This window comes from Pseudomonas sp. S3_A03 (assembly GCF_054668275.1).
In genome coordinates this window covers 690,557-703,130 of the sequence record NZ_CP162753.1, presented here as the reverse complement: position 1 = coordinate 703,130, position 12,574 = coordinate 690,557, and the positions used below count along the sequence as shown (strand labels likewise).

General features: G+C 63.3%; 8 protein-coding genes and 4 pseudogenes. 8 read left to right on the top strand and 4 right to left on the bottom strand.

From position 1 onward, the window contains the following. Nucleotides 1-22 precede the first annotated feature (22 nt). Nucleotides 23-706, top strand: a complete 684-nt coding sequence (locus tag AB4O25_RS03075) for a response regulator transcription factor (RefSeq protein WP_010564812.1) — start codon at nt 23-25, stop codon at nt 704-706. Further along, nucleotides 684-2,078, top strand: a complete 1,395-nt coding sequence (locus AB4O25_RS03070; RefSeq protein WP_017530315.1) for a sensor histidine kinase — start codon at nt 684-686, stop codon at nt 2,076-2,078. Before AB4O25_RS03075 ends, AB4O25_RS03070 begins: the two co-directional genes overlap by 23 nt. A 79-nt stretch (nt 2,079-2,157) precedes the next feature. Here AB4O25_RS03070 and AB4O25_RS03065 read toward each other — a convergent pair whose 3' ends face one another. The 3 genes from AB4O25_RS03065 to AB4O25_RS03055 form a co-directional block, all read right to left on the bottom strand. Beyond that, a complete protein-coding gene (locus AB4O25_RS03065; protein ID WP_460150461.1) occupies nt 2,158-2,574 on the bottom strand; it encodes an SRPBCC family protein in 417 nt (138 codons plus the stop codon). Between the two features lie 277 nt (nt 2,575-2,851). Then, nucleotides 2,852-3,646, bottom strand: coding sequence for a class II aldolase/adducin family protein (locus tag AB4O25_RS03060; RefSeq protein ID WP_017530313.1), 795 nt, complete (start codon nt 3,644-3,646; stop codon nt 2,852-2,854). Nucleotides 3,647-3,752: 106 nt separating this feature from the next. Further along, on the bottom strand, nt 3,753-4,658 hold the full coding sequence (locus AB4O25_RS03055; protein ID WP_068934746.1) for a LysR family transcriptional regulator: 906 nt from the start codon (nt 4,656-4,658) through the stop codon (nt 3,753-3,755). Nucleotides 4,659-4,875: 217 nt separating this feature from the next. On the opposite strand from AB4O25_RS03055, the gene AB4O25_RS03050 reads away from it, so the two are divergent. From AB4O25_RS03050 to AB4O25_RS03025, 6 genes and pseudogenes are all read left to right on the top strand, one after another. Continuing rightward, nucleotides 4,876-5,487, top strand: a complete 612-nt coding sequence (locus AB4O25_RS03050) for a cysteine dioxygenase family protein (RefSeq protein WP_460150458.1) — start codon at nt 4,876-4,878, stop codon at nt 5,485-5,487. Further along, a complete protein-coding gene (locus AB4O25_RS03045; protein ID WP_068934744.1) occupies nt 5,484-7,064 on the top strand; it encodes a rhodanese-related sulfurtransferase in 1,581 nt (526 codons plus the stop codon). The genes AB4O25_RS03050 and AB4O25_RS03045 overlap by 4 nt, the downstream gene beginning before the upstream one ends. Nucleotides 7,065-7,163: 99 nt before the next feature. After that, nucleotides 7,164-8,140, top strand: a pseudogene (locus AB4O25_RS03040) (ABC transporter substrate-binding protein). Nucleotides 8,141-8,151: 11 nt separating this feature from the next. Next, a pseudogene (locus AB4O25_RS03035) lies at nt 8,152-9,508 on the top strand (LLM class flavin-dependent oxidoreductase). Nucleotides 9,509-9,545: 37 nt separating this feature from the next. Continuing rightward, nucleotides 9,546-10,710, top strand: a pseudogene (locus AB4O25_RS03030) (acyl-CoA dehydrogenase family protein); the annotation flags it as partial. Continuing rightward, nucleotides 10,684-11,672: pseudogene (locus tag AB4O25_RS03025) on the top strand (D-isomer specific 2-hydroxyacid dehydrogenase family protein). The pseudogenes AB4O25_RS03030 and AB4O25_RS03025, both read left to right, overlap by 27 nt. Here AB4O25_RS03025 and AB4O25_RS03020 read toward each other — a convergent pair. Then, the gene (locus AB4O25_RS03020; RefSeq protein WP_017530305.1) at nt 11,659-12,540 is read right to left on the bottom strand and encodes a LysR family transcriptional regulator; all 882 of its coding nucleotides are present in this window, start codon (nt 12,538-12,540) and stop codon (nt 11,659-11,661) included. The pseudogene AB4O25_RS03025 and the gene AB4O25_RS03020 overlap by 14 nt on opposite strands. Nucleotides 12,541-12,574: the final 34 nt, after the last annotated feature.

Below are 12,574 nucleotides of genomic sequence, written 5' to 3'. Positions count from 1 at the left end.
GAATCGCTCACCAGGTAATCCTATGACCCGCATTTTGACCATCGAGGATGACGCTGTAACGGCTCGCGAGATCGTCGCCGAGCTGAGTAGCCATGGACTGGACGTAGACTGGGTGGACAACGGCCGCGAAGGCCTGGTCCGTGCCGTGAGTGGGGATTACGACTTGATCACCCTCGACCGCATGCTCCCGGAATTGGATGGCCTGGCCATCGTCACCACCCTGCGCACCATTGGTGTGTCCACGCCAATCCTGATGATCAGCGCCCTCTCTGATGTGGACGAACGCGTGCGCGGCCTGCGCGCCGGCGGTGATGACTATCTGACCAAGCCGTTTGCCTCCGATGAAATGGCCGCGCGCGTCGAAGTGCTGCTGCGGCGCAAAAGCACGGTCAAGGAATTTGAAACCGCGCTGCGCGTGGCCGACCTGGAGCTCAACCTGATCAGCCGCGAAGCCAGCCGCGCCGATCAGCCCCTGAGCCTGTTGCCCACCGAATACAAATTGCTCGAATTCCTGATGCGCAACACCGGGCAGATCCTGTCGCGAATGATGATTTTCGAGGAAGTCTGGGGCTATCACTTCGACCCCGGCACCAACCTGATCGACGTGCATATCGGTCGCCTGCGCAAGAAAATCGATCCCCCGGGCCTCACGCCGCTGATCCGCACGGTACGAGGTTCGGGTTATGTCATTGCTGAACCCCTCTAAAGGCTGGCGTTCTTCCAGCAGCCGTTTGCTGGCGCTGTACAGTTCGCTGTTCGTGGCCTGGAGTTGCATCCTCATGGGGGTGCTGTATTTCGAGGTGTCCGGTTACCTGAGTGATCTGTCGCGCCATTCGCTGATGCAGCGCCAGCACCTCTTCCAGCGTTTTGACGGTGAAGAGCTGGTGGAAGCGTTGACCACCAGCATGACCTTCGACATGAAGGGCGTAGACGCCTACGGCCTGTTCGACGAGCAATTCCACCCGCTGAGTGGGCCGATCCGCGCGATCCCGCCCGACCTGCCCCTGGACGGCAAGATCCACCCGCTGAGCAACTGTGTCGACTCCGACGACCCCAAGCTGCCCAAGGACAGCTGCGATGCCGTGGCGACCCACACCGACGACGGCCGCTGGCTGGTGCTGGTGCGCGCCAACGGTTCGCTGTTCGGCGTGACGCGGATTATCTGGCACGCGTTGTTGTGGGCGCTGTCGTTGACGATTATCCCAGGCGCGGCCGGCTGGCATTTGCTACGTCGCAGGCCGTTACGGCGTATCCGTGGGATCCAGGCCAGTGCCGAGGCCATCGTCGCCGGCGACCTCACCCACCGCCTGCCGCTGTCCAATCGGCGTGACGAACTGGACATGCTCGCGGCCATCGTCAACGCGATGCTCGACCGCATCGAGAAGCTGATGAACGAGGTCAAGGGCGTGTGTGACAACATCGCCCATGACCTGCGCACCCCGCTCACCCGCCTGCGGGCGCAGCTCTACCGCATCCGGCAAGAGGCCGATCAGGGTTGCGGCTACGCGCTGAAACTGGACGACGCGATTGCCGAGACCGACACCCTGATGGCACGCTTTCGCGGGCTGTTGCGCATCTCCGAACTGGAAGACCACCAGCGCCGTTCCGGTTTCCTGGTCATGGACCCGCTGCCACTGCTGCGCGAATTGCACGACTTCTACCTGCCGCTGGCCGAAGAAGGTGAATTGCAGCTGCGCCTGGAAACCCCGGAGTCCCTGCCGTGGATCACCGGCGATCGCGCACTGCTGTTCGAAGCCCTGTCCAACCTGCTGAGCAACTCGATCAAGTTCAGCCCGGCGGGCGGTACGGTGATTTTGCGCGGGGTCAACGATGCCGGCAGCACCCGCATCGAAGTGCACGATTCCGGGCCGGGCATACCGGTAGCGGAACGCGCGGCGGTGTTCCAACGGTTTTACCGCGTGGATGAAAGTGACCAGCAAGGCGGGTTCGGATTGGGCTTGTCGATCGTGGCGGCGATCATCAACCTGCATGGGTTCAGGCTGGAGGTGGGCAGCAGTCAGCAAGGCGGCGCACGCTTGGTGCTGGAGTGCCGCCAGCAACTGATGCCCGAAGCCTGATCGATAAGCCGGCGAGGTCCAAATGTTGGAAGCGGCTTGCCCCCTCCCACATGCGTCCGGCATTGCCGGCTAGAGCGAGTCAGGCCGGGAAGTTCGCGCGCAGCGCCTCAAGCCCACCCTGGTAGACGCCAGTAAACAGCTCTTGCGCCGCCTCCTCCGTAATATCCGCCGTCGGGGTAAACACACCGGACCAGGCCACCTTCGCCGACGTGTCGGTCAACGCCTCGACCTGCAACGTCGCCAGGTACGCACTCACCGGAAATGGCGACGCTTCAATGGTGTAGCTGTAGGTACGCGCCACATTATCGAAGGTCTGCAAACGCTCGACGATCGCACCGCCGTCAGCGGTGGTCAGGTGACGCAGGCGGCCGCCTTCGCCAGGTTCGCTCTTGGCGATCAAGGGTAGCCAGTCCGGCAGGCTGTTGAAGCCGCCCACTAATTGCCAGACCGTGTCGGCCGATACCGGGATTTCAATCACTGCAAATGCTGTTGGCACGGTAAATCTCCAAACGTCATGGGAAAACGTTGCCCAGCCTGCCACGCCATGGCCTTCAATGCATCAATTCCCGCAACTGATCGACCCGCTCGGCACCCTATGCCCCTGCCCCAGCGGCCCAAGCGCTCACTTTGAAATGCAGCTAAAAAGTGGGAGGGGGCTTGCTCCCGATTGCAGTGGGTCAGTCAACCGATGCAGTGACTGACCCACCGCCATCGGGAGCAAGTCGAATCGTCGCACCGCCCCTCCCACAGGTCGATCTTCACTTGGCTCGGGATCAGTTCTTGTAGTCGGTATCCGTGCGTTCCAATTGGCGAATCAGCGCATTCCAATGCCTCGCCACGCCGGGGCCTTCGCCGCTGCTGTGGGCCTTGGCCTGTTCTTCCACCTTCGCCACCACCGCCTGCGGCGGGAACACCAACTCCGCGTTGCCGGCCGCCTGGGCCGCGATCTGGATATTGCATGCGCGCTCCAGACTTTGCAGTTGCTGGAACGCATGCTCGACGCTGATACCCGCCGTCAACAAGCCGTGGTTACGCAGGATCATCACGCTCTTGTCGCCCAGATCCGCCACCAGCCGCTCACGTTCGTCCAGGTCGAGGGCGATGCCTTCATAGCCGTGGTACGCCACGCGCCCGGAGAAGGCGATGGAATGCTGGGAGATCGGCAGCAAACCGTCCTTTTGCGCCGACACCGCAATGCCGTCGCGGGTATGGGTGTGCAACACCGCTTGCAGATCAGGCCGCGCACCGTGGATGGCGCTGTGGATCACATAGCCGGCGTAGTTGATGCCCAGGCCGGTGGGGTCGTCGACGAGTGTGCCGTCAAGATCGACCTTGACCAGGTTGGAGGCGTTGATTTCATCGAACAACAGCCCGAAGGCATTGATCAGGAAATGTTCCTGCGGGCCCGGCACGCGGGCGGAGAAGTGCGTGTAGATGTGGTCGGTCCACTTGTACAGCGCCGCCAGGCGGTAGGCGGCGGCCAGTTTGACGCGCACCTCCCACTCCTCTGGCGTAACGCGTTGGCGGACGGTGCTGGAAACGTTGGAAATCGAGGTGACGCTGCTCATGGCAAAACTTCCTGGATGGCCTTAAGGTCTTCCAGGCAAGCCTAGGGGTTTGCAAAAAATAATAAAAAGCACATTTTAATCTAAGCTAATTATTATTTTTTTCATATCAAGCTGCATCCTCGATCTTCTGCAAAGAGGCTGCGACCCACTGGCCGAACGCATCCACCGGCCCTTGCAGGTTGCCCAGAAAATGCGGGTAGATCAGCCACAGGTTCATCACCGGCTTGAAGTCCTTGAGCGGCATCACCGCCAAGTGTTCGCGGTGCGCGCTGCGTTCCAGCAACGGGCGCGGCACCAGGCCCAGGCCCAGGCCATCGGCGACCAGGCCCAGTTGCAGCTCGGTGCCGAAGGTTTCCAGGTTGACCCGCAACGCCAGGCCCTGGTCGGACAAGGTGCGCTGCAAACCGGCACGGAACCCACAGCCGTCCGGGTTGAGGACCCAACCGTTCTGGTACACATCCGCCAGCTTGCACGGTTTTTTCGGCAGTTGCGCCTTGGCACACACCACCACCAGTTCCATCTTGCCGATGGACTCGCCGACGATGTTGTCCGGGAAGATCTTGCCGGCCGGGAACAACGCCGCCGCCGCATCCAGCTCGCCGCGCTCGATCTTGCCCACCAACTGGCTACCCCAGCCGGTGGCGACCTGCGCGCGCAGCTCAGGGTATTCGCTGCGCAGGTGCTTGAGCGCATCCAACAGCACCACATCGCCGATGGTCTGCGGCACGCCCAGGCGCAACAGGCCGGTGGGCGGTGCGTCGGTGGCCACCAGTTCGCGCAGGGCGTCCATCTCGCGCAGGATCAAGCGGCATTGTTCATACACACGGGTGCCGATCAAGGTGGGCTTCAAGGGTTTGGTGTTGCGGTCGAACAACTCCACCCCCAGCGCCTGCTCGAAGTTCTGCACGCGGCGGGTGATGGCCGGCTGGGTCAATTGCAACGACTCGGCGGCATGGCTGATGGACTGGCAACGAATCACTTCGACAAAGGCATCGATATCGTCAATTTTCATTTGGGCCGCACATAGAGAACAGTCATTAAGATGTGTGCGAAGCATAGTTGCGCGAACGGCATCTGGATAGCTCGGCCTGTGATCGATAACGTCTAAGCCTAGTCTGCCCGGTTCTAAATTACCTTCAGCTATAAGCTAATCATTAAAAAATAGCATATTAAATATAAACATTATGCTTAGATAAACCCATCACCACCGACCACTCACTGGAAGCGCCATGACCCAGGCCCGACACCCCGAGAGACTCAGAGCCTTTATAGGCGCCCTGGCGGAACTGATCGACGGCAACCCACGCGAAGGCGACCTGCTGCACCGTGGCGGCAAGCTCCTGGCGCAACTGGTCAGCCATGACGACTGGCTGCCCGACGAATTTGCCCAGCCCGATCCCGAGCGCTACCAGCAGTTTTTACTGCACGCCGACTCGCGCCAGCGCTTCAGCGTGGTCAGTTTTGTATGGGGGCCTGGGCAAAGCACGCCGATTCATGACCATCGGATATGGGGGCTGATCGGCATGTTGCGCGGCGCGGAATTGTCCCAAGGCTTTGAACGCGCGCCCGATGGCCGCCTGGTCGCCGAAGGCAAGCCGATTGAACTGGTGCCAGGCCAGGTGGAAGCCGTATCGCCCAAGGTCGGTGATATCCATCAGGTCAGCAACGCGCACAGTGACCAAGTGTCGATCAGCATTCATGTGTACGGCGCCAATATCGGTGCGGTACGCCGCGCGGTGTACCAGCCCGACGGCAGCGAAAAACTGTTTATTTCCGGTTACTCCAACGCCTTTCTCCCGAACATCTGGGATTTGTCCAAAGAAAAGAGCCCTGCCCTATGAGCACACCGACCCGCAGCTTCTCGCAGATTCGCCAGGCCCTGTTGGCGCGTGAGGAAATCGCCCTGATTGATGTACGCGAAGAAGCGCCCTTCGCCCAAGCCCACCCGTTGTTCGCGGCAAACATCCCCTTGTCCAAGCTGGAACTGGAGGTGTATTCGCGCATTCCACGGCGCGATACCCAGGTGACCGTCTACGACAACGGCGAAGGCTTGGCCAGCCGCGCCGCCGAGCGCCTGCTTGCACTGGGCTACACCCAGGTGAGCCTGCTTGAAGGTGGCCTCGACGGTTGGCGCAGCGCCGGCGGTGAGCTGTTTATCGATGTGAACGTGCCCAGCAAAGCCTTTGGCGAACTGGTGGAGAGCGAGCGCCACACGCCGTCGCTGGCCGCCGAAGAGGTACAGGCCCTGCTCGACAGCCAGGCCGATGTGGTGGTGCTCGACGCTCGCCGTTTCGACGAATACCAGACCATGAGCATCCCCACCAGCATCAGCGTGCCCGGTGCCGAGCTGGTGCTGCGCGCCCGGACACTCGCGCCCGACCCGGCCACCCGCATCATCGTCAACTGCGCCGGGCGTACCCGCAGCATTATCGGCACTCAATCACTGATCAATGCCGGCGTGGCCAACCCCGTTTCAGCGCTGCGCAACGGCACCATCGGCTGGACCCTGGCCGGGCAGACACTTGCCCATGGCCAGGCGCGCCGCTTTGCCCCGACCGCAGAAGAACACCGCCACATTGCCGCCCAAGATGCGCGCCGCGTCGCCGACAAGGCCGGCGTCGGCCGCGCCACCCTGGCGGATCTGCAACGCTGGCAGCAGGAAACGACCCGCACCACCTACCTGTTCGATGTGCGCACCCCGGAAGAATTCGAAGCCGGCCACCTGCCGGGCGCGCGCTCCACCCCGGGCGGCCAGTTGGTGCAGGAAACCGACCACGTCGCCAGCGTGCGCGGCGCGCGGCTGGTGCTGGCCGATGATGACGGCGTGCGCGCCAACATGTCGGCGTCCTGGCTCGCGCAGTTGGGTTGGGCGGTACACGTGCTGGATGATTTGCAACCCGCGCACTTCAGTGAGAAAGGTGCCTGGGTCGCCCCGGTACCCGTCCCACCCCAAGCCGAACTGATCAGCCCGCACACCCTCGCCGACTGGCTGGGCCATGGCGATACCGTGGTGCTGGACTTCACCGCCAGCGCCAACTATGTCAAGCGCCATATCCCCGGTGCCTGGTGGGTGTTGCGCGCGCAACTGCCCCAGGCCCTGGCCAAGGTGCCCGCCACCGAGCGCTATGTATTGACCTGCGGCAGCAGCCAACTGGCGCGCCTGGCGGTGGCCGAAGTCGAGGCCCTCACCGGCAAACAAGTGTTCCTGCTGCAAGGCGGCACGGCGGCGTGGATCAACGCGCAACTGCCGCTGCAAGAAGGTGAAACCCACCTGGCCTCGCCGCGCATCGACCGCTATCGCCGCCCCTATGAAGGCACCGACAACCCCAAGGAAGCCATGCAGGCCTACCTGGATTGGGAGTTCGGCCTGGTCGACCAGTTGGCCCGCGACGGCACCCACGGCTTTTATGTGATCTGACCTGTCTTCCCGCCTGCACCTGACCGGTGCAGGCCGCACCGACCCCTTTCCCGGCGGAGGTAACCACACCTTTCAATATCTGCCTGGAGCCTATCGCCCATGACATTCGCCACGCCCTTCAAACGCCTGCTATTGAGCGCCGCCCTGGCCGTCGGCCTGGCGACCACCGCCCACGCCGCCGACCTGCAACCGTTGCGGGTGGCCAATCAGAAATCCACGATCAAGGCACTGCTGGAAGCCTCAGGCGAAACCAACAATGTGCCCTACACCATCCAGTGGTCGGAATTCCCCTTCCGCCTCGCCGCTGGGCGAAGCCCTGAATGCCGGCGCGGTGGATGTGGGTGCCCTGGGCGATGCGCCGTACGTGTTCGCCCTGGGTGCCGGTGCCGCGCTCAAGGTGGTGCGCATCATCCACGCCGAAGGCCCGCAACACCACGGCACTGGTGGTGCCCAAGGACTCGCCGATCAAGACGGCGGCCGATCTCAAGGGCAAGAAGATCGTCACCGGGCGCGGCTCCATCGGGCATTACCTGGCGATCAAAGCGTTGGCCGACGCCGGCCTGACCAGCCAGGACGTGCAATTCATCTTCCTGCTGCCCGCCGAGTCCCGCCTGGTGCTGGATAACGGCACCGTCGATGCCTGGGCCACCTGGGACCCCTACACCACCGTGGTCACCTCGCAAAGCCATGCGCGGGTACTGGTCAGCGGCAAGCAGTTGCTGAGCAATCACCTGTACTTCGCCGCCACCAGCCAAGCCATCGCCGACAAGCGCCCGCAACTGGAGGACTTCGTCGCCCGCGTCGATCGCGCCTATGCCTGGGCCAACACCCACCCCGAGGAATACGCCGCCGCCCAGGCAAAAATCACCGGCCTGCCGTTGGCGGTGCACATCGAAGTGGCCAAGGACACCCATCTATCTCCGGTCGCGATTGACGACAGCGTGATCCGTGGCCTGCAAGCCACCGCCGACACCTACCAGAAAGAGGGCCTGCTGCCGCGCCACATCGACGTGTCCCAGGGCTTCGACAAGCGCTTTAACGCCACGCGTACCCCCAACGATCAAGCCTCGCGCTGAAGGAGCAGAACATGAGCCAGCCACATCCATCCACACCACGGCATTTGAAACTGGGGGCCATGGTGCATGGCGTCGGCCACGGCTGGGGCGAATGGCGCCACCTGCAGGCGCAACCAAATGCCAGCACCCATTTTGCGTTCTACAAGCAGCAGACCGAGTTGGCCGAAGCCGCCAAATTTGACTTTGTGTTCATCGCCGACAGCCTGCATATCCATGCCAAATCCAGCCCGCATTACCTCAACCGTTTCGAGCCGCTGACCATTCTGTCGGCATTGGCCGCGCTGACGACGAATATCGGCCTGGTCGCCACCGTGACCGTCAGCTACACCGAGCCCTACCAAGTGGCGCGCCAGTTTGCCTCCCTGGACCATATCAGCGGCGGCCGCGCCGGTTGGAACGTGGTGACCTCCTGGCTCAGCGGCACCGCCGATAACTTCGGTAAAGCCCAACACCCACCCCATGCCGTGCGCTATCGCATCGCCAAGGAACACCTGAATGTGGTCAAGGGCCTGTGGGACTCCTGGGAAGACGACGCCTTCACCTATAACAAGCACAGCGGCGAATTTTTCACCCCGCACAAGCTGCATGCGTTGAACCATAAGGGCGAGTTTTTCTCGGTTAAAGGGCCGTTGAATATCGCCCGTTCTGCGCCAGGGCCAGCCGGCCATTTTCCAGGCCGGCACCTCGGAGGACGGGCGCAACTTCGCCGCCGAAAACGCCGACGCGATCTTTGTGCATGTGGAGAGCATCGAGGAAGGCCTGGCCTACACGCAGGACCTCAAGCGCCGCGCCAAAGGCTTTGGCCGCGACGTGAACAGCCTGTCGATTCTGCCCGGCATTCGCCCGATTGTCGGCCGCGACGCCGCTGAAGTGGAAAGCCGCTATCAGCAAGCCGTGGACCTGGTCACCGTGGAAGACGCCATCGTCGCCCTCGGCCGCCCGTTCAACGACCACGACTTCAGCCAATACCCCTTGGACGAACCCTTCCCGGAACTCGGTGACCTGGGCTCCAACAGCCAGAAAGGCGGGTCCGATCGCATCAAGCAACTGGCGCGCGACGAAGGCCTGACCCTGCGCGAAGTGGCCTTGCGTTTCTCGCGGCCCAAGCGCGATTTTGTCGGCACCCCGGAGCAGGTCGCCGATGCGATCCAGGCGTGGTTCGAGGCCGGCGCCAGCGATGGTTTCATCATCAATTCGGTGCTGCCGGACGGTTTGCAGTACTTCACCGAATGGGTGGTGCCGGTGTTGCAACAGCGTGGCCTGTTCCGCAGCGAATACAGCGGCCAGACCCTGCGCGACAACCTCGGCCTGGCAGTGCCGGCCAATCGCTACAGCGTCGTCCACGCCCCGCAAACGGCATTGGCTTGAACAATGCCCCTGCCCTTCTCTCGACCGAGTACTTGCTATGACCCAACCGTCCTTACGCTCCGTGGAAGTCGCGCACTTCGACGCCCTGCTCGAACGTCTCACCCTTGAGCTGGCCGACACCGCGCCGCAGTACGATGAAAGCGGCGCCTTCCCCCATGCCAATTTCCAAACGGTTGCACGAGCACGGCCTGCTCGCCCTGACGGTGCCCAAGGCCTTGGGCGGCAGTGGGGCCAGCCTGCCCCAGGCACGCAGGGCGATCAGCGCAATTGCCAAGGGCGAGCCGTCCACGGCGTTGATCCTGGTGATGCAATACCTGCAACACACGCGCCTGCAAGACAGCAAGAGCTGGCCTGCGCACCTGCGTACCCAAGTGGCGACGCAAGCGGTACGCAACGGCGCGCTGATCAACGCGTTGCGCGTCGAGCCCGACCTCGGCACCCCGGCCCGTGGCGGCCTGCCGGCAACCACCGCCGTGCGCACGGCCGAGGGCTGGCGGATCAGCGGGCGCAAGATCTACTCCACCGGCAGCCATGGCCTCAGCTGGTTCAGCGTCTGGGCGCGCAGCGACGACGCCGACCCGCTGGTGGGCACCTGGCTGGTGCCCAAGGACAGCCCCGGCATCCGCATCATCGACACCTGGGACCACCTGGGCATGCGCGCCACCTGCAGCCATGACGTGGTGCTCGACAACGTGCTGGTGCCGCTGGATCACGCAGTCAGCGTCAGCCCCTGGAGCGCGCCGCAACCCGAGCTGGATGCCGAAGGCTTGCTGTGGATGTCGGTGTTGCTGTCCTCGGTGTATGACGCCGTGGCCCAGGCCGCGCGCGACTGGCTGGTGAACTGGCTGGAAGAGCGCCAGCCGTCCAACCTGGGTGCCGCGCTGTCGACCCTGCCGCGCTTCCAGGAAACCGTTGGGCATATCGACACCCTGCTGTTTGCCAACCGCAGCCTGCTCGACGCCGCCGCCGAAGGCCATACCCCGGCGGCCCATGCGGCGCAGTTGAAGTACCTGGTGACCCATAACGCCATTCGCGCGGTGGAGCTGGCCATCGAGGCCTCGGGCAACCCCGGCCTGTCGCGCCACAGCCCGTTGCAGCGGCACTACCGCGACGTACTGTGCAGCCGCGTGCATACCCCACAGAACGACGCCGTGCTGCAAGGCGTCGGCAAAGCCGTGTTCGCCCAACGCCAGAAGGTACGCGCATGGAGTCAGGTGATTATCGCCAGCCAACTGGACGAGGACTTCAACCAGGTGATCCGCGAACGCCTGGCGTCGCTGCATCCCCAGGCCCAGGTAATCGGCGTGCCCATCGGGGTACCGAGCGACCTGCCGCCCCACGCGAATATCCTGCTGCTGCGCCCGATCAACGTGCGCGGCTACACCGCCCCAAACACCCCACCACCGGGCTGGCCCTACGGCGCGCAATGGGTGCATCTGGTTTCATCGGGCATCGACTTCTATCCGCAATGGCTGTTCAACGGCCCGCCGGTCACCACCTCGCGCGGCAGCGCCGCCGACAACCTGGCCGAATTCGCCCTGGCGGCGATTTTTGCCGCATCCAAGCACCTGCCGGACATTTGGGTGAAAGACTCACACTGGAATTTCACCCCATTGCGCCCACTCAAGGGCACCACGTTGGGCCTCTTGGGTTTTGGCGCGATTGGTGAGCGCCTGGCGCACAAGGCCCAGGCATTGGGCATCAAGGTGATAGCGCTGCGGCACAGCCAGGCGCCTTTGCGCCAGGCGTGGAAGCCGCCAGAGACATCCACGATCTGTTCGCCCGCGCCGACCACCTGGTGCTGGCGGCGCCGTTGAACGAGGCCACCCGCAACATCGTCGACCGCGACGTATTGGCCGGCGCCAAGCCAGGGCTGCACCTGATCAACATCGCGCGCGGCGGGCTGCTGGATCAGGAGGCGCTGCTCGAAGCACTGGACAACGGCCGGATCGGCCTCGCCTCACTGGACGTGACCGAGCCGGAACCCTTGCCGGACGGGCACCCGCTGTACAGCCACCCACGGGTGCGTGTGTCGCCACACACATCGGCGATTTCAACCAACAGCCGGCAGGAGATCGCGGATACGTTTTTGGCCAACCTGCACCGCTACCTCCGTGGCCAGGCCCTGGAGAACCTCGTCACTGCGCCGCTCAACAGCCGCTAGCCAGGCGCTCGCGCAGAAACGCCACCAGCGCCTGTACCGGTCGCGAACTCTGCCGGTGCTGGGGATACACCGCCGACAAGGTCAGGGCCTCAGGCGCAAAATCTTCGAGAATCGTGACCAGGCGACCGTCCTTCAACGCATCGCCGACGATAAAGGTGGGCAAGTACGTGACACCTAAGCCGGCAATGGCGGTGTCACGCAGCAGATCGCCGTTGTTCACGCGCATGCGACCGCTGACATTCAGCGCCTGCAGCTTGCCTTTGAAGCGCCACTGCACCTGGCGACCATGACCATAGGGCAGGCAGTCATGCTCGGCGAGGTCTTCAGGTTTTTGCGGCGTGCCACGCAGCGCCAGGTACCCGGGGCTGGCGCAGTAGACGCGTTCGATACTGGCAATACGGCGGGCAATCAGGGTGGAATCTTCCAGGATGCCGATACGCAGCACCAGGTCGTAACCCTCGCCGATCAGGTCCACCGGGCGGTCGCTGAGGTCGACTTCCACCGACACTTGCGGGTGGCGCTGCAGGAACAACGGCAACAGGCAGCCCAGGTGCGCCATGGCGAACGACAACGGCGCGCTCAGCCGAATGGTGCCGCGCGGTTCGCTGTTCTGGCCGGCGATACCCTGCTCCACCTGTTCGACTTCACCGAGCAGGCGCAAGGCCGACTCGTAGTAACTCTGCCCCAGCGGCGTGATATCCAGGCGACGTGTGGAGCGGTTGAGCAGACGTACGCCGAGGCGGTCTTCCAGCTGGATCAGGCGGCGACTGACGAACTGCTTGGACAGGCCCAGTTGCTCGGCGGCAGCGGTGAAACTGCCGGACTCCATGACCTGGCAGAACAGACGCATGTCTTCGAAGGGGTTCATTGTCGCTTCTCGGTGGACATTTATTGGATTTATA

Excerpts from the sequence above, each read along its gene's own strand:
- AB4O25_RS03060 (WP_017530313.1), bottom strand. The coding sequence starts at position 3,646 with ATGAGCAGCGTCACCTCGATTTCCAACGTTTCCAGCACCGTCCGCCAA.
- AB4O25_RS03050 (WP_460150458.1), top strand. The coding sequence starts at position 4,876 with ATGACCCAGGCCCGACACCCCGAGAGACTCAGAGCCTTTATAGGCGCC.
- AB4O25_RS03075 (WP_010564812.1), top strand. The coding sequence starts at position 23 with ATGACCCGCATTTTGACCATCGAGGATGACGCTGTAACGGCTCGCGAG.
- AB4O25_RS03045 (WP_068934744.1), top strand. The coding sequence starts at position 5,484 with ATGAGCACACCGACCCGCAGCTTCTCGCAGATTCGCCAGGCCCTGTTG.
- AB4O25_RS03055 (WP_068934746.1), bottom strand. The coding sequence starts at position 4,658 with ATGAAAATTGACGATATCGATGCCTTTGTCGAAGTGATTCGTTGCCAG.
- AB4O25_RS03070 (WP_017530315.1), top strand. The coding sequence starts at position 684 with ATGTCATTGCTGAACCCCTCTAAAGGCTGGCGTTCTTCCAGCAGCCGT.
- AB4O25_RS03020 (WP_017530305.1), bottom strand. The coding sequence starts at position 12,540 with ATGAACCCCTTCGAAGACATGCGTCTGTTCTGCCAGGTCATGGAGTCC.